Annotated in this window: 24 protein-coding genes; 15 read left to right on the top strand and 9 right to left on the bottom strand. The window is 71.0% G+C overall.

The features are described 5' to 3' along the window. Position 1: 1 nt before the first annotated feature. The 3 genes from BLQ91_RS20590 to BLQ91_RS41460 are packed head-to-tail and all read left to right on the top strand — an operon-like array spanning position 2 to position 1604. The gene (locus BLQ91_RS20590; protein ID WP_090098771.1) at positions 2–1021 is read left to right on the top strand and encodes a CHAP domain-containing protein; all 1020 of its coding nucleotides are present in this window, start codon (positions 2–4) and stop codon (positions 1019–1021) included. After that, positions 1018–1299, top strand: a complete 282-nt coding sequence (locus BLQ91_RS20595; protein WP_090098773.1) for a hypothetical protein — start codon at positions 1018–1020, stop codon at positions 1297–1299. Before BLQ91_RS20590 ends, BLQ91_RS20595 begins: the two co-directional genes overlap by 4 nt. Continuing rightward, on the top strand, positions 1296–1604 hold the full coding sequence (locus BLQ91_RS41460; protein WP_090098775.1) for a hypothetical protein: 309 nt from the start codon (positions 1296–1298) through the stop codon (positions 1602–1604). Before BLQ91_RS20595 ends, BLQ91_RS41460 begins: the two co-directional genes overlap by 4 nt. Here BLQ91_RS41460 and BLQ91_RS20605 read toward each other — a convergent pair. Continuing rightward, complete coding sequence (locus BLQ91_RS20605; RefSeq protein WP_090098776.1) at positions 1601–2371, bottom strand: ESX secretion-associated protein EspG; 771 nt, start codon at positions 2369–2371, stop codon at positions 1601–1603. The genes BLQ91_RS41460 and BLQ91_RS20605 overlap by 4 nt on opposite strands. 28 nt (positions 2372–2399) lie before the next feature. Here BLQ91_RS20605 and BLQ91_RS20610 point away from each other — a divergent pair, with 28 nt between their 5' ends. Then, on the top strand, positions 2400–3170 hold the full coding sequence (locus BLQ91_RS20610) for a helix-turn-helix domain-containing protein (RefSeq protein WP_245733693.1): 771 nt from the start codon (positions 2400–2402) through the stop codon (positions 3168–3170). Here the strand turns inward: BLQ91_RS20610 and BLQ91_RS20615 are convergent. The 6 genes from BLQ91_RS20615 to BLQ91_RS20640 form a co-directional block, all read right to left on the bottom strand. After that, positions 3085–3693: a hypothetical protein gene (locus tag BLQ91_RS20615; protein ID WP_090098779.1), complete on the bottom strand. Its 609-nt coding sequence runs from the start codon at positions 3691–3693 to the stop codon at positions 3085–3087. The genes BLQ91_RS20610 and BLQ91_RS20615 overlap by 86 nt on opposite strands. Next, on the bottom strand, positions 3690–4361 hold the full coding sequence (locus tag BLQ91_RS20620; RefSeq protein ID WP_090098781.1) for a hypothetical protein: 672 nt from the start codon (positions 4359–4361) through the stop codon (positions 3690–3692). The genes BLQ91_RS20615 and BLQ91_RS20620 overlap by 4 nt, the downstream gene beginning before the upstream one ends. After that, positions 4354–4626 carry a hypothetical protein gene (locus BLQ91_RS20625; RefSeq protein ID WP_090098783.1) on the bottom strand — a complete coding sequence of 91 codons (273 nt, stop codon included), beginning with the start codon at positions 4624–4626 and terminating at the stop codon, positions 4354–4356. The genes BLQ91_RS20620 and BLQ91_RS20625 overlap by 8 nt, the downstream gene beginning before the upstream one ends. Next, positions 4623–5849 carry a PPE domain-containing protein gene (locus tag BLQ91_RS43370; protein WP_090098785.1) on the bottom strand — a complete coding sequence of 409 codons (1227 nt, stop codon included), beginning with the start codon at positions 5847–5849 and terminating at the stop codon, positions 4623–4625. The genes BLQ91_RS20625 and BLQ91_RS43370 overlap by 4 nt, the downstream gene beginning before the upstream one ends. Further along, positions 5846–6286: a hypothetical protein gene (locus tag BLQ91_RS20635; protein WP_090098788.1), complete on the bottom strand. Its 441-nt coding sequence runs from the start codon at positions 6284–6286 to the stop codon at positions 5846–5848. The genes BLQ91_RS43370 and BLQ91_RS20635 overlap by 4 nt, the downstream gene beginning before the upstream one ends. Before the next feature lie 253 nt (positions 6287–6539). Further along, positions 6540–6911 (bottom strand): STAS domain-containing protein, encoded by a 372-nt coding sequence (locus BLQ91_RS20640; RefSeq protein WP_090098790.1) that lies wholly within the window; start codon positions 6909–6911, stop codon positions 6540–6542. Between the two features lie 154 nt (positions 6912–7065). Here BLQ91_RS20640 and BLQ91_RS20645 point away from each other — a divergent pair, with 154 nt between their 5' ends. Next, on the top strand, positions 7066–7626 hold the full coding sequence (locus BLQ91_RS20645; RefSeq protein WP_218130342.1) for a redoxin domain-containing protein: 561 nt from the start codon (positions 7066–7068) through the stop codon (positions 7624–7626). Beyond that, positions 7623–8465, top strand: coding sequence for a cytochrome c biogenesis CcdA family protein (locus BLQ91_RS20650; RefSeq protein WP_090098794.1), 843 nt, complete (start codon positions 7623–7625; stop codon positions 8463–8465). Before BLQ91_RS20645 ends, BLQ91_RS20650 begins: the two co-directional genes overlap by 4 nt. A 96-nt stretch (positions 8466–8561) precedes the next feature. On the opposite strand, the gene BLQ91_RS20655 is transcribed toward BLQ91_RS20650, so the two are convergent. After that, positions 8562–9950, bottom strand: a complete 1389-nt coding sequence (locus BLQ91_RS20655; protein ID WP_090098796.1) for a KamA family radical SAM protein — start codon at positions 9948–9950, stop codon at positions 8562–8564. 130 nt (positions 9951–10080) lie between these two features. Between BLQ91_RS20655 and BLQ91_RS20660 the strand changes: the two genes are divergently transcribed. Continuing rightward, the gene (locus tag BLQ91_RS20660; protein WP_090098799.1) at positions 10081–10545 is read left to right on the top strand and encodes an FxsA family protein; all 465 of its coding nucleotides are present in this window, start codon (positions 10081–10083) and stop codon (positions 10543–10545) included. Beyond that, positions 10542–11102, top strand: coding sequence for a GNAT family N-acetyltransferase (locus BLQ91_RS20665; RefSeq protein ID WP_090098801.1), 561 nt, complete (start codon positions 10542–10544; stop codon positions 11100–11102). Before BLQ91_RS20660 ends, BLQ91_RS20665 begins: the two co-directional genes overlap by 4 nt. Here the strand turns inward: BLQ91_RS20665 and BLQ91_RS20670 are convergent. After that, complete coding sequence (locus BLQ91_RS20670; RefSeq protein ID WP_090098803.1) at positions 11099–11494, bottom strand: SsgA family sporulation/cell division regulator; 396 nt, start codon at positions 11492–11494, stop codon at positions 11099–11101. The genes BLQ91_RS20665 and BLQ91_RS20670 overlap by 4 nt on opposite strands. A gap of 100 nt (positions 11495–11594) precedes the next feature. On the opposite strand from BLQ91_RS20670, the gene BLQ91_RS20675 reads away from it, so the two are divergent. The 7 genes from BLQ91_RS20675 (at position 11595) to kal (ending at position 19396) form a co-directional block, all read left to right on the top strand. Continuing rightward, a complete protein-coding gene (locus BLQ91_RS20675; protein ID WP_090098805.1) occupies positions 11595–12554 on the top strand; it encodes a TIGR03885 family FMN-dependent LLM class oxidoreductase in 960 nt (319 codons plus the stop codon). Next, positions 12551–14059, top strand: coding sequence for an alpha-amylase family protein (locus BLQ91_RS20680; RefSeq protein ID WP_090098807.1), 1509 nt, complete (start codon positions 12551–12553; stop codon positions 14057–14059). The genes BLQ91_RS20675 and BLQ91_RS20680 overlap by 4 nt, the downstream gene beginning before the upstream one ends. 70 nt (positions 14060–14129) lie before the next feature. Beyond that, positions 14130–15140 (top strand): L-erythro-3,5-diaminohexanoate dehydrogenase, encoded by a 1011-nt coding sequence (gene kdd / locus BLQ91_RS20685; protein WP_090098809.1) that lies wholly within the window; start codon positions 14130–14132, stop codon positions 15138–15140. Beyond that, positions 15133–16680 carry an amidohydrolase gene (locus tag BLQ91_RS20690; RefSeq protein WP_218130356.1) on the top strand — a complete coding sequence of 516 codons (1548 nt, stop codon included), beginning with the start codon at positions 15133–15135 and terminating at the stop codon, positions 16678–16680. Before kdd ends, BLQ91_RS20690 begins: the two co-directional genes overlap by 8 nt. Positions 16681–16683: 3 nt before the next feature. Beyond that, complete coding sequence (gene kamD / locus BLQ91_RS20695; RefSeq protein ID WP_090098813.1) at positions 16684–18252, top strand: lysine 5,6-aminomutase subunit alpha; 1569 nt, start codon at positions 16684–16686, stop codon at positions 18250–18252. Beyond that, on the top strand, positions 18249–19001 hold the full coding sequence (gene kamE, locus BLQ91_RS20700) for a lysine 5,6-aminomutase subunit beta (protein WP_090098814.1): 753 nt from the start codon (positions 18249–18251) through the stop codon (positions 18999–19001). The genes kamD and kamE overlap by 4 nt, the downstream gene beginning before the upstream one ends. A gap of 26 nt (positions 19002–19027) precedes the next feature. Then, positions 19028–19396, top strand: coding sequence for a 3-aminobutyryl-CoA ammonia lyase (kal, locus tag BLQ91_RS20705; protein WP_236224675.1), 369 nt, complete (start codon positions 19028–19030; stop codon positions 19394–19396). Positions 19397–19495 lie beyond the last annotated feature (99 nt).

The raw sequence follows: 19495 nt of genomic DNA on the forward strand, positions 1-19495 counted from the left end.
CGTGGACACACGAGCGGTCGCGCGCGAGTTCGCCGGCAGGATCATCGGGCACCGCAACGCGTTGTCGGGCAAGGCCGACGACGCGCTGCGCGTGCAGTTCGCGTTGCACCAGGCGGGCAGCGCGCTGGACGACCAGCAGGACGCCGTGCGCAAGGCGGCCGGGAACGCGCTCGGGCACTGGGAGGGCGCGAACTCGGAGCAGTTCGAACGCCGCTCCGACCGGCTGGCCCGGCAGGTCCGGATGACCGCGTCCGTCAGCGCCCAGGCCGAGAAGGTGGTGGCTGGGGCGAGCAGCGCGCTGGTCACCGGGCACGCGGCCGCCCAGCGCCTGGTCGACGAGTACGTCACCAAGGCCGTCGCGGTGCTCGACGCGGGGGTCGCGAGCGGATCGCAGGCCGCGCTGATGAAGGCCGTCGCCGCCGCGGCGGACCTGGAGCCGCGCTACACGCGGGAGTCCGTGCGCAACGTGCGGCAGGTCAAGGCCGAGCTCGACGAGGCCCAGCGGCAGCTGAAGGCGCTCGAGAAGGAGATCGAGGCCGACGGGATCGCCGGTCCTCGCGCCGCACGGCGTGGTGGGGGCGTCACCAAGCCGTCCGGTGCGAAGGCCCGCGAGATCGTGTCCGCCGCCCGCGGTGAGATCGGCACGCGGGAGAGCCCGCCCGGCAGCAACCGGAACCCGTACGGGCCGACGACCTTCTGGTGCTCGTCGTTCGCCACGGCGATGTGGCGCAAGGCCGGTGTGGACATCCCGGTCCTGCCCTTCACCGGCGACGTGTACCGCTGGGGGCAGCGCCACGGCAAGGCGTACGGCAACGGCAACCTGAAGGACAACGTGCGGCCCGGCGACGTGCTGTTGTTCGGCACCGGCCCGCAAAGCCCCGCCACGAGCAAGCACATCGGCATCGTGGAGAAGGTCGACGGCGACACCGTCACGCTGATCGAGGGCAACTCCGGGGACCAGGTGCGCCGCAACACCCACCAGCTCAGCGGCACGAAGTTCTACGGAGGGGTGCACCCGTGATCACCGGACGAGCGCACCACGCCACGGGCATCGCGATCGAGGTCGGTGTGGGCGGCGGGATGCGCGCCATCACGCTGACCGAGCGGTCGATGCGCCTCGGGCGTGCCGCACTGGCGGACGAGATCCTCACCCTGGTGCGGATCGCGACCGCGCGGGCCAACGAACGGGCTCGGCACACGCTCGGCGAGGAACACCTGGAGGCGCTCGGCCTCCACGTCGACACCGAGCTCACCGAGGAGATCGAGTCCACCACACCGGAAAGCTGGATGGTCCGATGACGCACGAGCCGCGGTCGCTCGAGGACGAACTGGCCGAGGACGAACAACGCGAACCGCTCGGCCTGCGCGCCGCGCTGGACGCGATCACCGCCTCCGCCCGGGAGGACGACGTGGTGGTGACGGTGGACCTGCACGGCAAGCTCGTCGGGCTCGAGCTCGGCCCGCGCGCGGTGGAGCTGAGGCCCGTCGCGCTGGCCGCCTGCCTGCAGCGGCTCACCGCCCACGCCGCCGAAGCCGCGCTGGCCGCGGGCGCCGAGGTGCTCGCGGCCGTGCTGGACGAGCCGGTGGAGCTCCCGGTGTCCTAAGAGGACTCTTCCACCAGGTCGGTGAGGCGCCGGGTGATCCAGGCCAGGTCGGCGGGGACCACCCGGACCCACTGCTCGCCGCGGACGTCCTCGGTCGTGACGACGTACCGGCCCGCGGTCGTGTCGGACCAGGCGAGCACCGGCGAACGGCCTCGGGCACCGTTCACGGCCAGCTGCCCCGCACCGAGCCGGCCCGACTCCGCGATGGTGATCAGCGGACGCATCGCGCCGCCCCGCACGCCCGCGTCGGCCAACGCCCGTTCCAAACCGCCGTAGCCGCTCTCCGCGTACCCCCGCAGTGCCGCCGAGTAGGCCGCCCGCGGCAGCCGCACCTGGTCACCCGGCCCGGCCGGGCGGTCGCCGAGCACCTTCGCCACCGCGCGCACCAGGCCGTCCCCCGCGAAGGGTTCGAGCGCGAGTTCCTCGGTGTTGAGCACGGCGAGCACGCCGCGGCTGCCCCGCACCGCGGCGAGCACCCGCCAGGGCTGCTCGCCGAACACCAGCGCGTCGACGGACGTCGTGTGGTGGCGCAGCATCCCGAGCAGCTCCTCGAGTTCGGGATCGACCTCGTCGTCGCGGATCAGCCCGGCGCTCGCCAGCGACGCGAACACCTCGGTGCCCAGCTGGTCACGGTCGGCCTCGGTGGCGCCGTGCGACGGCACGTCGAGCGCGAGGGGCGGGTCACCGAAGCCGAGGTCCTCCCACACCAGGTCGAACTCCAGGTGGGACAGGACGACCGCGCCGGTCGCCGGTGAACGCCGTGCCATCAGGACTCCCGTGGTTAATCTTGTCCGCGTGCATCAGGACGCGGAGGTCGCGAGCGGAGTGCTGGTCGTGCGCGCGTCCGGGGCCGCGGCGGCGAGGGCCGCCCTGACCGGCTCGCCGTCCACGCCCCAGTCGGTCCAGTTGCTGATGCGGTGCCCGGTCCACCGCTCGGTGCCCGAGAACGCCCACGTGTTCGGCGACTGCTCGCTGCACGTGCTGCCCGTCGGCACGATCGTGCTGACCGTGCCGGAGACCAAGCTGTCGACCGGGTTCACCGACCTGCGCCGGCTGATGTTCCAGCCCGTCGAGGTCGGCGAAGGCCTGCGCACCGCGTTCTCCAGCGCGGTCGGGCACGTCCTCGCCGCACGGGACGTCCTGGACCCGGTCGGCGTGGCGCACCACCTCGTCGGGCTGGCGGAGATGGTGCTGCGCAGCGCGTTGCGCGACGAGCTGGAGCGCGCCGACATCGCCACCGGGCACCGGCGCGCCGCGCTCGAGCACATCCGCGCGCACCTCGCCGACCCGTCCCTGACGCCCGGCGAGGTCGCGAAGGCGCTGAACATCTCCCTGCGCCGCCTGTACCAGGTGTTCGAGGGCGAGCCGAACGTCGCCGAACGGATCAAGATGCTGCGCATCGACCGCGCGAAGGCGTTGCTGGCCGACCCGGCGAAGGCCGACCGCGGCGTCGGCGAGATCTCCCGCGACTGCGGGTTCGTCAGTGCGACGCACTTCTCCCGTGCCTTCCGCGCGCTGGTGGGGCAGCCGCCGACGGAGTACCGCCGCCACGCCCTGCCGAGGTGAACTCCACGCCGTTGACGAACCGCCCGGCGATGCCAGCCAGCTCCAGCCATCCGCGTCCGGTGGGGGAGTGCAGGGTGAACACGGCGATCCTCGGGCGGGCGGGATCGGGCACGACGATCTGCAGCTGCGCCCCGACACCGGTCGCCGGAACCCGCTCGACGATCACCGCCGGATAGCCGTTCGCGGTCTGGGCGCTGGTCAGCTCGGTGATGCCGGGGCCACCGGCGTCGGCGAGGTGGAAGCACAGCTCCCGCGCGGCCTCCGGCGTCAGCACGCGTTCGACCGCGACCAGACCCGCCACCAGGACCGCGGGGTCGGCGTCGTGGTGCTCGACGACCGCGACGACACCGGCGTCGTGCCGCTGGGCCAGCTCGGCGGCCTGCGCGGCCGCGATCTCCAGGCCGGGGTCGCGCGCCCGGTCGGGCCCGCGCAACCGCTGGAGGAGGGACAACAACTCGGCGGACGTCGCCTCGGCCGAGCTCGTGGACACCGGGATGACGCCCCGTACCGGCGTGAGTCTCACCGCTCACCGAGTGCCGAGACGAAGGCGGCCGCTCCGCCGCCGGGTGTGCCGGAGGTGCGTGGTGAAGTGAACAGCATCCCGGCGAGTTCACTGCCCAACGCCGAGTAGGAGTTCAACGCGCGCACGACACCGCCGAACAGCTCCTCCCGGCTCGGCACGTCTCCGGCCGCTTCGACGCCGCCCGTGACGAGGCGGCGCAACCGCTCCGCGACGCGCCGTGCGGCGCTGTGGTGGTCCGCTTCGAGGTCCCGTGCGGCCGCCAGCACGTCGTCCAGCTCGCGGCGCAGCTCCTCCAGCCGCGCCGAGGCCGCCCCGTGCGCCGGACCGCCGCGGAAGGACGCGAGGACCACGTCGTTGTCCGCATCCTCGATCGCACGCCGCAGCTCCCGTGCGCGTCTGTCGAGATCTTCCGCCCTGCGCTGGTTCGCCAGCACCGTCCCCGCCCACTCGTCCAGCACGTCGGCGGCCGCACCCAGGGTGCGCCGCGCGGTCTCCAGGTCATCGCGCATCCCGGCCAGCCGCGCCGCGAACGCCTCGGCCGCGGCGCCTTCCCACCCGGCCGGTGGTGCCGGGACCTCGACCGCGTGCCGGCACCGCTCACCCGCCGAGGCGACGGCTCCCGCGTCGCCCGGCACCGGGTCGAAGCCGAGGCCGCGGTACTCAGTCATGACGCAGCTCGTCGGCGTCGCGGTAGGCCGCCCCGGCCGACCGGAGCTCGGTGGCGGTGTCCGCGAGAGCGGTGCGGAGCACGGTCATCCTGTCCTCCCACGACCGCATCAGCTCGTCCACGGCCTCCGTGACGCCCGGCCCCAGGTCGCCGCCTGGTCCGAGTCCGAGCGCGTCGACCACCTCGGTCACCGCGTCGCCCGCGTCGTCCAGCCGCTGCGCCGTCACGTGGACGGCGGCGACGTCGACGACGTACCCGTCGTTCATTCGCCCAGCACGGGCGGCGCGGCCGGCGGGATGTCGTCCAGGAAGTCCATCGGCTCCGCGTACCGGTTGGAGTGCTGCCGGTCCTCGTCGCCGTTGGCCCCGGCCGCCGGCGGCATCATGCCGTAGCCACCCGCCCCGGGCACGGCCGCGGAACCGCGGCCGCCCATGCCCGCCACGGCGCCGCTCCCGGCCTGGCGGCCCAGCACCCCGGTGGCGCCGCCCGGCACCCCAGGGCCGGTGCCGGCCGGTGATCCCGGCGCGAACCCTCCCGGCATCCCCATCGTCGTGCCGTGGACGCCGCCGGCCGGTACGCCGAACGCCGTCGTGCCGTGCGGACCCCCGGTGCCGTGCGCAGCCCCGGTGGGACCGAACGCGGCGACCGCCGTGCTGTCGTCGTTCGCCGGCGGGCGGATGCCCGGCACCGGCTCCGGTGGCAGCGGCGTCACCACCGGCGGCGGGGTGACGGGCGGCAGGGTGACGGGCGGCGGGGCGACGGGCGGCGGGGTGATGGGCGGCGGGGTGACGGGTGGCGAGACGGGTGTCGGCGGCTGCGCGACCTCCGGTGCCGTGTCGAACACCGGCAGAGTGCTGCGGGTGTTCCTGCTCTCGCTCTCGTAGACCTGCATGACGGCCACCGCTTGCGCCTTGGCGTCGCGTGCCTCGGCCTTCGACGGCGTGTGGTCGTCGATCAGCTGGTCGAGCAGGTTCGCGCCCTGCGGGCCGTCGGGGACCTTGACGTCGTAGCCCTCCCGGAGGCGCCGCTCGGCCCAGTAGTGCACGGGCTCCGGCATCCGCCGCTTCGTCTCCTGCAGCACCGTCGTGTAGGTCTCGAGCCCGCGCGCCACCCGTTCGGAGGAGTCGGCGACCGTCTCGCCCCACGACGTCAGCGCCGAGGCCGCCTGAGTCGCCAGCTCCGCCGACGGCCCGCGCCAGGACGACATGAGCTTGCCGACGATGTTCTGCACCGACCGGGACGTGTCGCGCAGCTGGGGCGCCAGCTCCTGCCACTGCGCGCTCCGCACGGACATCCCCGGCACGTCAGCCGCGTGCACCATGTCCCACATCTGCTGGTGCGTGTACGCCTCCCAGCGGATGGTGCCGGAGTCGAACGCGTCCTCGCGCAGGTTCCTGCGGCGCTGCGCCCGAAGCCGCTTCTCGCGCCGGATCTGCCGCGCGGTCGGCTTGTGCTCTTCGGAGTAGTAGCCCTTGTCCCGCCTGCTCATGCCTGCCTCTTGAACGTCGCGGCGGCGTTCTCGTCCACGGCCACGTGCGTCTTCTTCACGGTCTCCAGCGCGTCGATCACCAGGTCGAGCTGCCGCACGTACGACGTCAACGCGGCCCGAACACCACCTTCGGCGTCCCTGGCCCGCAACCCGAACGCCTTGCGCATCTGCACCGCGACCGGCCCCTTGCCGTCCGGCAGCGGCGTGGCGAGCACTTCGCTGCCGGCCAGGTGGCCCGCCAGTTCGTCGCGGCGCTGGTGCAGCAGCCGGATCGCCTGGTCGAAGTCGCCGGGGTCGATCTCGATGCTGTCCGCGCCCGTCGTGGGAATGCCCACCAAGCCGATACCGGACACCGGCCCGACGACCTCCAGGACCCCCTCGTCCCGAAGCGATTTCCTCAAGCGCTCGGCCTCGTCCACGCTGTCCACCCTGACCACGGGCGCACACTCCCCTTGTTCGTGTTTCGACGGCTCAGCGCACCATACTGACCGGGCGCGGCCGCGAGATCCAGTCCCCGATGCACGGATCGGCACGAACGTTGCGCCCCTGGGCAAGGGCTTCCGGCGGTCGGATTTCGTTCAACGGTGCTCGAACGGCCTCGGTAGCCGGTGCAGGCGCATCGGCTACCGAGGTGGAGCTACCGCACCCGAGTTCGGCTGACCGCTCAAGGCGGTGGTGCGTCGCGGCAGGTCAGGCGTGCGAGTCGGCGGCCAGCGCCTGCTCGACGTCCGGGTACAGCCCCAGCACCCGGTCGACGCCGGTCATCCCGAGCGGGCGCAGCACGATCTTGTGCGCTGCCGCGACCCTCAGCTGAACGCCCTTCGCGACCGTCTCGCGCCGCAGTTCGAGCAGCGCGTTGAGACCGGCGGAACCGAAGAACTCGACCTCTGCCAGGTCGATCACGAGCGAGTGGGGTGGTGTCGCCGCGGCAAGGGCGGTCTGCAGGTTGGCGCGCAGCGCGGGGGCCGTGACCTGGTCCAGCTCACCGGCGACGCGCAAGACGACTGAAAGGCCGTGCATTTCCTGCTGCACGAGCAGCGGTGAAAGGGAACTGTCCAGCATGGCAGCACTCTCCTGGCCCTGATGGGTGGCTCTTGGGAAGAGGGCAGCTGGCGTTTCAACCGCTCACGTATGCAGCATACAGTCCCGCGGCGGTGAAAAGCGCCGTCAGAGGTTCGTAACAATTTGCGAACCGGTCATGCGGCAGGATTTGCTCATGCCGGTACCCAGAGTCATGGCCGGGTCACTCGTTCTGCTCGCCGCGCTGGCGGCGTGCGGTGGCGCTCCGGCGGGTGCGCCGCAACCGGCCCCCACCACACCGCAGGCCACCTCCCAGACGAGCGCCGCCACGCCGGCGAGCAGCACTCCCGCGGTACCGGACCAGTTGAAGTTCACCGCCAAGACCGTCGACGGCAAAGAGCTGAACGGCGCGGACCTGGCAGGAAAACCGATCGTCCTGTGGTTCTGGGCGCCGTGGTGCCCGAAGTGCCAGCGCGAGGCGCCCGGCATGGCCGCCGCCGCGAAGGAACACGCCGGCAAGGTCACGTTCCTGGGCGTCGCCGCGCTCGACAAGGTCCCGGCGATGCAGCAGTTCGTGCAGAAGCACGGCCTGCAGTCGTTCCAGCACATCGCGGACGAGGACAGCGCGGTGTGGAAGCGTTTCGGCGTGACCGCGCAGCCCGCCTACGCGTTCGTCGGAGCGGACGGCAAGGTCGACGTCGTGACGAGCCAACTGTCCGAAGAGGACTTGAAGCAGCGGCTGAGCAAGATCGCATGACGCAGACGCTGCTGGTGGCCGTGGTGGCCGGGATGGTCGCCACGGTCAACCCGTGCGGGTTCGCGATGCTGCCCGCCTACCTGGCGCTGGTCGCGACCTGCGCGAGCGAGCAGTCCCGCGCCCGGTTGCTGACCAGGGCCGTGGTCTCCAGCGCGATGATGACCCTCGGGTTCGTCACCGTCTTCGGCCTGTTCGGCCTGGCGTTCTCCGTGATCGCCTTGTCGGTGCAGCGCTACCTGCCGTTCGTGACGGTGGCGATCGGCCTGGCGCTCGTCGTGGTGGGAACACTGCTGCTGATGGGCCGGGAGATCACGCTGCTGATCCCGAAACCGAGCAGGGGAGCGCCGAACCGGCACGTGGGGTCGATGTTCGGCTACGGCGTGGCGTACGCGATCGCGTCGCTGTCGTGCACCATCGGCCCGTTCCTGGCCGTCGCCGGCTCGACGCTGCGCGGCGGCGACCTGCTGGAGGGAGTCACGGCGTTCCTCGCCTACGCGCTGGGCATGGGCCTGGTGGTGACGGTCCTCGCGATCGGCACCGCGCTGGCCAGCGACGTGATGACCCGGCGGGCCCGCTCGCTGCTGCCGCACGCGTCCCGGCTCGGCGGCGTGCTGCTGGTGCTCGTCGGTCTGTACGTGGCGTACTACGGCGTCTACGAACTGCGGCTGTTCTTCGACGACGCGGATCCGTCCGACCCGGTGGTCGACGCGGCGGGACGGCTCCAGGGGCTGCTGGTGGAGTGGTTCACCGCGATCGGGCCGGTCCCGTTCGTCGTCGTGCTGGTGCTGCTCGTGGTGGGCGGGGTGCTGCTGGTCCGGCGGCGCGTGCGGACTCGCTGATCAGCGCTTGCCCTGAACCGGGGCGCTGACGGCTGAGCTGGAAATGCCGATGGGGCCGCCTCCGGAGATGTCCCGGAAACGGCCCCACCGCGCCCGTCAGCCCTGGTCGGTCCACCACTTCTGACCGGCCTCACCGAGCGTGGAGATCGGGTCGTAGTAGGGGTGGCGCCGGTCCAACGCCTCGGGGTCCTCGAGCTCGATCCCGGTCCGGTAGTTCTTGGTCCAGTAGGAGATCCCGAGCTCCCGGTCGTACTCCGCGAGCTGGTGCACCCACCGCTTCCCGACGTACGGCACGTCGCACACGATGCGAGGAGTCGCATACCCGGGCAGGTAGCCCATGATCGCGTGCTGCAGCTCCTGCGCCTCCCACACCGCCACCCGCCAGTGCTCGGCGTTGGGGATCATGTCGCACATGTAGAAGTAGTACGGCAGGATGTTCGCTTCGCCTTGCAGCGCGAAGCAGAGGTCCAGCAGGTCGTCCGAGGTGGCGTTGACGCCCTTCATCAGGACGCCCTGGTTGCGGACGTCGCGGACGCCGACCTCCAGAGCAGTCCGGGCGGCCTCGGCGACGAGAGGCGTCACGGACTGGGCGTGGTTCACGTGTGTGTGGATCGCGAGGTTGACGCCACGGCGTGAGGCGGTGCGGGCCACGCGCTCCAGGCCCTCGACGACGCGGGGCTGCAGCCAGTGTTGCGGCAGACCGGCCAGCGCTTTGGTGGCCAGGCGGACGTCGCGGACCGTTTCGATGTCCAGCAGGCGCATCAGGAACGACTCGAGCTGCGGCCACGGGACGTTGGCCACGTCGCCGCCGGAGACGACGACGTCGCGGACACCCGGGGTCTTCTTCAGGTACTCGATCATCTGGTCCTGGCGGTCGACCGGCTTGAGCGAGAGCTTGTGCTTGTCGATCAACGGCGTGGAGTTGCCGACCAGGTCCATGCGGGTGCAGTGGCCGCAGTACTGGGGACAGGTCGACACCATCTCGGCGAGGACCTTGGTGGGGTAGCGGTGGGTCAGGCCTTCGACGACCCACATCTCCGCCTCGTGCAGCGAGTCGCGCTGGGAGTGCGGGTGCGACGGCCAGTTCGGGTCGCGGTCGGAGGCGACCGGGAGCATGTAGCGGCGCACCGGGTCGTTCAGGAACGCCTCGGTGAAGGCGTCGGGGTTCAGGTCCGCGTCGACCGCCATCGTGTTGAACATCTGCGGCGGGATCAGCATCGACATCGTGGCGAACGCCGACTGGTCCGCGGCGAGGTCGTCGTAGAACTCGTCGGTGAGCAGGTCGCCCGCGACCTTGCGGAGCTGCTTCACGTTCTTCACGCAGTTCACGCGCTGCCACTGGGCGTCGCGCCACTGCGCCTCGGTCACGTGTGACCAGCCGGGGAAGCGTCGCCAGTCCGGTTCGACCAGCTCACGGCGGACATACGTGTACGGCTGGCGGTCCAGCCGCTCCAGCGCCGTGGGGGCGTCGTGCAGCGCGGTCATCCGTACTCCTCAGCGTCGAGGTCGCGTAAAGATATCCTGTCACACCGCCAGCTTGCCGTAAATATTTCAGATCAAGGACTGGTGGAGACGGGGTCGGGAGCAATTGGCGGCTCTCGTGCGTTCACCAGGCATGCCCCTTCTCGCGCTGCTGCTGCTCGGCTTCTTCGCCGAGGTCGCGGTCATGGTCGCCGTCGGCAACGCCATCGGCGGGCTCTGGATGATCGCCCTGCTCCTGGTCGGCACCCTCGTCGGCCTGTCGCTGGTGCGCCGCCAGGGCGCGCAGACGCTGGCCGCGTTCCGCGAGTCGGTGTTCCAGCGCCAGCAGCCGCACCAGGAGATGGCCGACGGCGTGCTCATCGCGGCGGCCGGTGCGTTGATCATGGTGCCGGGCTTCATCAGCGACGTGGTGGCGTTGTTCCTGCTGTTCCCGCCCACGCGCAAGCTCGTGAGCAGGCGGGTCGCGCGCAAGGCGGAGGCGGCGGCGCTCAAGTTCGAGCACCAGCGCCGCTTCGGAGCCGGTCAGGTCGTCGAGGGCGAGGTGCTCGACGTCGACGCCGGCCCGGTGGTCATCACGGAGCGGCGCGAGCTGACGTGATCCGGGCGTACGACCCGTCCGACCTGGACGCGCTCTACGACATCTGCCTCGACACGGGCGACGGTGGCCGGGGTGCGCGGCACCTGTTCGACGACCCGCGCCTGCTGGGGCACGCCTACGTCGGGCCGTACGTGGCGTTCGAGCCTGATCTGGCGTTCGTGGCGGAGGACGACCTCGGCGTCTGCGGGTACGCGCTGGCGACGGCCGACACGGAGGCGTTCGAAGACCGCTGTGACCGTGACTGGTGGCCTGACCTGCGCGTTCGCTATCCGCTGAGGCCGAACGCGAACCGGGTCGTGGAGCTGGTCCACCGGCCGACGCGGGTCGACCCGATCATGGTGCGCGCCTACCCGGCGCACCTGCACGCGAACCTGCTGCCGCGTGCGCAGGGCCGGGGATTCGGCGGCGCGCTCGTTCGGAGCGTCCTCGAATACCTGGAGAAGGGCGTGCATGTGCACGTGCGGCACCACAACACACACGCGATCGGCTTCTGGGAGCACCTCGGCTTCCGCGTGATCGACTCCGCGGACGAGCTCGTACTCGGTCTGCGCCTCTAGCCGAGCAGGTCCTTCATCAGCAGGTCCCAGTCGAAGACCTCCTGCCCGGCGGGCACGGCGGCGTAGGTGGACTTCAGGAACCGGCGCAGCTCCTCGGCCGACAGGTGGAAGACCGCGTGCGAGTCCTCGGTGAGCAGTTCCAGCACGAGCACGTCGCCGTCGGCCGGACGCAGCCGCACGTCGCCGAGACCGGCGGGCGACAGCAGGCCCTCGGAGAGCAGCGCGCGCCCGACCAGCCAGACCGACTCCTGGTCCTTCGTGTGAAAACGCATGGTCACGGCATGCGGATCGTCCGACCGGTACTGGAGGTCGACGTCCATGGGCTCGGCCGAGCCGTCCGGCCGGATGAACTCGACGACGGTGGCGGTGCCGAGCCTGGTCTCGTTGAACATCGCCGTTCCTCCTCCGCGGTGAGGGTGCCTCACCCAACACGGGCGCCGTCGGGGATCGGTTCAAAGCTTCTCCGAAGTTCTCTTTGGGTATTGAAGTCGCATGACCGTCTACGGCATCCACGCATCCCACGAGCAGATACACCCCACAGACCTGCTCACCGCCGTGCGCAGGGCCGAGGAGGCCGGGTTCGGCGCCGCGATGTGCTCCGACCACTTCTCGCCGTGGAGCGCGCGCCAGGGCCAGTCCGGGTACGCCTGGACCTGGCTCGGCGCGGCGCTGCAGGCCACGAACCTCCCGTTCGGCGTGGTCACGGCGCCGGGCCAGCGCTACCACCCGGCGATCACCGCCCAGGCGATCGGCACGCTCGCCGCGATGTACCCCGGCCGGTTCTGGGCCGCGCTCGGCACCGGCGAGGCGAGCAACGAGCACATCACCGGTGACGGCTGGCCCCGCAAGGACATCCGGACGGCACGCCTGCGCGAGTGCGTCGACGTCATCCGCGCGCTGCTGTCCGGCGAGGAGGTCAGCCACGACGGCCTGATCACGGTCGACCGCGCCAAGCTCTGGACGTTGCCCGACGAGGTGCCGCTGCTGATCGGCGCCGCGGTGAGCCCGGAGACCGCGCGGTGGTGCGCCTCGTGGGCGGACGGCCTGATCACCGTCAACGCGTCCCCGGAGAGGCTGCGCACCGTGGCCGACGCCTACCGTGACGCCGGCGGCAGGGGCAAGCTCCACCTGCAGGTGCACCTGAGCTGGGCCGAGAACGACGACGCCGCGTCCGCGATCGCGCACGACCAGTGGCGCAGCAACATCTTCCGCCCGCCGGTCTGCTGGGACCTCGAGCTGGCCGAGCACTTCGACGTCGTCTCCGAGAAGGTCACGCCCGAGCAGGTCGCGGAGGTCGTCAACATCTCCGCGGACCTGAAGTGGCACGCCGAGCAGCTGCGGACGTACGCCTCGCTCGGGTTCGAGGAGATCTACCTGCACCACGTCGGCCAGGACCTGCTGCCGTTCGTGGACGCGTTCGGCGAGCACGTGCTGCCGGAGGTGACGCGGTGATCCGCACCTCGGACGTCTGGTGGAAGAACGCCGTCCTCTACTGCCTCGACGTGGAGACCTTCTCCGACGAGGGTTTCCGCGGCGCCACGGAACACCTCGACCACCTGCACGCCTTGGGCGTCACGTGTGTGTGGCTGATGCCGTTCTACCCAACGGCGGAACGCGACGACGGCTACGACATCACCGACTTCTACAACGTCGACCCGCGGCTGGGCTCGCTCGGCGACTTCGTCGAGTTCGTGCGCGCCTGCCGTGACCGGGGCCTGCGCGTGATCGCCGACCTGGTCGTCAACCACACGTCCGACCAGCACCCGTGGTTCCACGACCCGTCCAAACGGGACTGGTACGTCTGGGAGGACGAGCCGCAGGAGGACGGTCCGCAGGGCGTCACGTTCCCCGACAAGGAGAACAGCCTCTGGGAGTACTCGGAGGAGGTCGGGAAGTACTACCTGCACCGCTTCTACAAGCACCAGCCCGACCTGAACGTCGCGAACCCCGAGGTGCGCGACGAGATCGCCCGGATCATGGGCTTCTGGATGGAGCTGGGCCTGAGCGGCTTCCGCGTGGACGCCGTGCCGTTCCTGCTGGAGCACAACGACGCGAAGGACGCACTCGAGCTGCCCGACCCGCACGACTACCTCACCGACCTGCGCGCGTTCCTCAACCGCCGCAACGGCGAGGGCGTGCTGCTGGGCGAGGTGAACCTGCCGTACAAGGACACGATGCCGTTCTACGGCCAAGGCGTCGGCGACGAGCTGGCCATGTGCTTCGACTTCGTGGGCATGCAGGCGATGTACCTCGCGCTCGCCCGCAAGTCGTGCGGGCCGCTGACCAAGGCCCTGCAGGAACGGCCGAAGCCGCCGCGCGACGCCCATTGGGCGACGTTCGTCCGCAACCACGACGAGCTGACCCTGGACAAGCTGCCCGTCGACGAACGCCAGGAGGTCTTCGACGCGTTCGGCCCCGATCCGGCGATGCAGCTCTACGGCCGTGGGCTGCGGCGGAGGCTTCCCGGCATGCTCGACGGCGACCAGCGCCGCATCCGGATGGTCTACAGCCTGCTGTTCACGCTGCCGGGCACGCCCGTGCTGTTCTACGGCGAGGAGGTCGGGCTGGAGGAGGACCTGTCGCTGGAGGGCAGGCTGGCGGTGCGCGTGCCGATGGACTGGGAGGAGGCGGGACGCCAGCGCCACGACGAGGACTCGCTGCTGAACTGGATGCGGCGGCTCGTCGAGTGCTACCGCGAGTGCCCCGAGCTGGCCTGGGGCGAGGTCCAGGTGCTCGACGTGGGCGACCCGGCCGTGTTCGCCCATCGCGCGGACTGCGACGGCGGGGCGGTGATCGTCGTGCACAACTTCGCGGACCAGGAGATCACGGTGCGGGTGCCCGCCGAGGGCGTGCTCACGAACGTGATGACGGGGGAGACGGTCAAGCCGGCGAAGATCGGCGCCAAGGTGGACCTCGCGCCCTACGACTGCCGCTGGTACCGCGTGACCACCGAGTGATACTTGCGCAATCTTGACGGCTCACGTGAAGATATCTTCGAGACAGCGTCGTCGACCGAAGGATTTTCGCGTGAGCGCGTACGGATTGCACCGCGTCCTGGAGCCTGCCGGTGTTCTGCCGCAGCAGGCGTGGCGGCTCGACGCGGAACCCGTGCCCGCCGCCGACGAGGTGATCGTCGCTGTCGAGCGCCTCAACCTGGACGCGGCCTCCTTCCGGCAGCTCAGGGAGGAGCACGGCAGCGGCGAGGAAGTGCGTCAGGCCGTGCTCGACATCGTCGCCGAGCGCGGCAAGATGCAGAACCCCGTCACCGGATCGGGCGGCATGCTGCTCGGCACCGTGCTCGAGGTGGGCCCGGAGTCGCCGCTCGGGCTGCGGGCGGGCGACCGGATCGCGACGCTGGTGAGCCTCACGCTCACGCCGTTGAGGATCAACGACGGGCTGCAGGACTGGGACGGCGAGGACGAGCAGGTGCCGTGCCGGGGGACCGCGGTGCTGTTCGGTCGGTCGATCGCGGCCGTGCTGCCGGACGACATGCCCCACGAACTGGCGCTGTCCGTGCTCGACGTGTGCGGTGCACCGGCACTGACCGACCGTGTGGTGCGCAAGCACCCTGGTGGGTCCGTGCTGGTGCTCGGCGGTGGCGGTAAGTCCGGGTCGCTCTCTCTCGCGGCGGCACGCCAGGCCGGTGCGCAACGTCTCGTCGCCCTGGTGCCGACCGAACGCGAGGCCGAACAGGTCCGCAAGTCCGGTCTCGCGGACGAGGTCGTGATCGCGGACGCGCGCAACCCGGTCGCCGTCGCCGAGGCCGTGGGCAAGCAGGTCGACGTCACGGTCGTGTGCGTGGACGTGCCCGGATGCGAGCACGGCGCCATCCTCGCGACCGCGGACGGCGGCACGGTGATCTTCTTCTCGATGGCGACCTCGTTCAGCGCCGCCGCTCTGGGAGCGGAGGGTCTCGCGGCCGACGTGGAGATGATCGTCGGCAACGGCTATGTGCCCGGTCACGCCGAGTTCGCGTTGGACCTGGTCCGGACGCAGGCGGGTGTGCGGGCGCTGTTCGAGCAACGGCAGACTGCGTGACGTGAGTACGCAACTTTTGGTCGGTGGCCGCATCTACGCACCGGATGCGACGGCCATGGCCGTCACGGACGGCGTCGTCGTGTGGATCGGACAGGACTCGGTCGGGCGCGCGCTGCACCCGGACGCCGAGGTCATCGAGCTGAACGGCGCGTTCGTCGCGCCCGCGTTCGTCGACGCGCACGTGCACGCCACGTCCGCCGGCCTGCTGCTGACCGGCCTCGACCTGACCAAGACGTCCTCTGCGGACGAACTGCTCGACGCGGTCCGCGCCGCCGGGGGACCCCTCGTGTGGGGGCACGGCTGGGACGAGACGCGCTGGCCGGACAACCGTCCGCCCACGCGCGCCGAGATCGACGAGGCCGCGCAGGGCAAGACCGTGTACCTGTCGCGCATCGACGTGCACTCGGCGCTGGTCTCCTCGAACCTGGTCACCGACGAGGCCCGGAACGCCGACGGCTATTCGTCCGACGGCCCTCTCTCGCGCGCTGCCCACCACCACGTGCGCGGCACGGCCAAGGCAGCCATCACGTCCGAACAGCGCCAAGCAGCGCAACGCGCGTTCCTCGACCACGCCGCGTCGAAGGGCATCGCGTCGGTGCACGAGTGCGCCGGCCCGGACATCTCCGGCGAGGACGACCTGCGCGAACTCCTCGCCCACGGCGGCGGACCGGAGGTCGTGGCCTACTGGGGTGGCCACGACCTGCCGGGCGTCGCGGTGCGCGGCCTCGCCGGCGACCACTTCGTCGACGGCGCGCTGGGCTCGCGCACGGCGGCGCTGACCGAGCCCTACGCCGACGCGGACACGTCCGGCGCGCTCTACCTCGACGCCCGGCAGATCGCCGGCCACCTGATCAAGTGCGCCGAGCTCGGGGTGCAGGCCGGGTTCCACGTCATCGGCGACGCCGCCATGGCGGCCGTGGTCGAGGGCTTCGAGATTGCGGAGAAGGCGCTCGGCACCCCGGAGCTGGCCTCCGCCCGCCACCGCCTCGAACACGTCGAGATGGTCTCCCGCGAGCAGGCGGAGAGGCTGGCCGGGTGGGGCGTCATCGCCTCCGTGCAGCCGCTCTTCGACGCCGAATGGGGCGGCCCGACCGGCATGTACGCCCAGCGGCTCGGCGCTGAGCGCGGAGTGGGGCTCAACCCCTTTTCGCGTCTCGCGGCCGCGGGAGTCGTGCTCGCGTTCGGCTCGGACACCCCGGTGACGGCCATCGACCCGTGGGCTGCCGTGCGCGCCGCGGTGCACCACAAGACCGAGGGCTTCGGCGTGTCGCCGCGCGCCGCGTTCACCGCGCACACCCGTGGCGGCTGGCGTGCGGCGGGCGTGGACGACGGCCTGACCGGCACGCTGCAACCCGGCGCCCCCGCGACGTACGCCGTGTGGGAGACCGGCGACCTCGTCGTGGCCGGCTCGGACGCGCGGGTGCAGCGCTGGTCGACCGACCCGCGTTCGGGTGTGCCGGGACTGCCCGACCTGACCGGTCCGGCGCCCGTCTGCGTGCGGACCGTGCTGAACGGCCGGACTATCTACGAAAGGAAGTGACTCATGGCGTTGCTCGACCTCGATCCGAACGTGGTCGCCACCGCGCGGGAACTCGCCGCGCGGGCGGCCGAACCGGTGGTGTCGCTCGCGAAGGCGCACACCACGGTCGCCGTCGAGCGCGCCACACTCCGCCTGGCCGGCATCACCGGCGCGGACTCCACCCACCGCGCCGGTGACGTGCCGTGGGTCAACCGCGTGGTCGACACGGTCCGCGAGCAGTGCGGGCTGGAGCACGGCGTGGTGCTGCCGGCGTTCCACGCCCTCAAGGAGCACAACCTCGGCAGCCTCACGGAACTCGCCGAGGCGACGGCGGCGGGCCAGGTCCAGTTCAAGATCCCCGCGGGCAAGGACCTGACGGCGGCCAGGAAGGCGTCGACGTCCGCCGTCGCCAAGGGGCTCAAGACGGTGGACCGCAACAAGGTCCAGCGCGACAAGCTCGTCGCGAAGCTCGGCGACCCCGCACAGCGCCCGTGGATCTACCTGATCGTCGCGACCGGCGACATCGACGAGGACGTCGTCCAGGCGCAGAACGCGGCCCGCGCGGGCGCCGACGTCATCGCGGTGATCCGCTCGACGGGGCAGTCGCTGCTCGACTACGTGCCGGAAGGCGCCACGCACCACGGGTTCGCGGGCACGTACGCCACGCAGGAGAACTTCCGGATCATGCGGGCGGCGCTCGACGACGTGTCGAAGGAGGTCGGCCGGTACGTGCGGCTGACCAACTACGCGTCCGGGCTGTGCATGCCCGAGATCGCCGTCCTGGCCGGGCTCCAGCGGCTCGACATGATGTTGAACGACTCCATGTACGGCATCCTGTTCCGCGACATCAACCCGATCCGCACGTTCGTCGACCAGCGCTTCTCCCGCCAGGTCCACGCCCGCGCGGGCATCATCATCAACACCGGCGAGGACAACTACCTCACCACCGCGGACGCCGTCGACGCCGCCCACACCGTCACCGTGAGCCAGCTCCTCAACGAGCACTTCGCCCACGAGGCGGGACTGCCCGACCACCTGCTGGGCCTCGGGCACGCGTTCGAGATCAACCCGAAGGTGCCCGACTCGTTCCGGCTCGAGCTCGCCCACGCCCTGCTGGCGCGCGAGCTCTTCCCGGACGCGCCGCTCAAGTGGATGCCGCCGACCAAGCACATGACCGGCGACGTGTTCAACGGCTACCTGCTGGACGGGTTCTTCAACCTCGCGGGTGTCCTCACCGGACAGTCCATCCTGCTCGTCGGCATGATGACCGAGGCGGTCGTGACGCCGTTCCTGTCCGACCGCGACCTCGCGCTGCAGAACGTGCGGTACGTGCTGAACGCGGCGGGCAGCCTCGCCGAGGACTTCCGGCCGGCGCCGGACGGGCTCATCGTCAAGCGTGCGCACCAGGTTCTCGGCGAGGCCGTCGACCTGCTCGAGCGGATCGTCGACGACGGGCTGCTCATCGCGATCGCGGACGGCACGTTCGGCCTGATGAAGCGGCCCGCGGACAAGGGCAAGGGCGCGGACGGCGTCGTCGAGAAGGCCGGCGCGTACTTCAACCCCGCGAGCGAGATGCTGGAGGCGGCGCAGTGACCGATCCCAAGAGGTACGTGCGGCCGTACGGCGACACCACCGGCGATGGCATGATCCAGACGTCGTTCACGCTGCCAGTTCCGTTCGGCCCGAAGGCGGACGGCGCGGCGCAGCAGCTCGCGAACAAGATGGGCATGGACCCCGCGATGGTGGTCCACTCCAGCCCCATCGGCGACGACTTCACGTTCTTCGTCGTCTACGGCTCGGTGAAGCACCTCGTGGACCTGGACGAGGTGAAGGTCGTCGAGCGCGAGTACCCGTTGCTCAGCCCGGCCGAGGTCAACTCGACGCTCAAGAAGGTGTTGCGGCGCAAGCTCGTCGTCGTCGGCGGCTGCATCGGCACGGACGCGCACACCGTCGGCATCGACGCGATCCTCAACATCAAGGGCTTCGCGGGCGAGAAGGGCCTGGAGTACTACCGCGAGCTGAAGGTCGTGAACCTCGGCGCGCAGGTGAGCGTTCCGGAGCTGGTGCGCAGCGCCCGCGCGGAGAAGGCCGACGCCGTGCTGATCTCCCAGGTCGTGACCCAGCGGGACGCGCACATCCTGAACACGCAGGAGATGTCCGCGGCCTTCCGCGAGGCGATGGGGGACAGGCGGCCGCTGCTCGTCGCCGGCGGTCCCCGGTTCGACCCGCTGATGGCGGGCGAGCTCGGGGTTGATCGAGTTTTCTCCCGGGGTACCACGCCGGGTGAGGTCGCGAGCTACCTGGTGCACGCGATGCAGGCAAAGAAGGGGGTCGCCGCGTGAGCGGGGCTTTGGTCGAAGGTTTCTCGGTGACTCACCGCCGGTACGTGCCGCACTCCCACGCCCACTACGGGGGCAACCTCGTCGACGGCGCCTACGGGCTCGGCATGTTCGGCGACGTCGCCACGGAGATGCTCATCCACACCGACTCGGACGAGGGGCTGTTCGCGGGCTACAGCTCCGTCGAGTTCGCGGCGCCGATCCAGGCGGGCGACGTCGTCGAGGCGACGGCGACGCTGGTGCGCATCGGGAAGCGGTCGCGCGAGATCGAGTTCGAGGCTCGCGTGGTGTGCCGTTCGGCGCCCGAACGCGGACCCTCGGCGGCCGGCGTGCTGGCTGAACCGATCGTCGTGACGCGCGCGCGTGGCACCGTCGTGGCGCCGAAAGCCGCGGAATGACGACACGGCGCGCCCCGAGCCGACGGGAACGGACCAGACCAATGTGAGGTGAATCGACCGCAACCTTCGCCGCCTTCTTCCGTTGGTCAATACAGAAGT

Origin of the sequence: Lentzea jiangxiensis, assembly GCF_900104175.1 — a bacterium.
Taxonomy (GTDB): Bacteria; Actinomycetota; Actinomycetes; order Mycobacteriales; family Pseudonocardiaceae; genus Lentzea; species Lentzea jiangxiensis.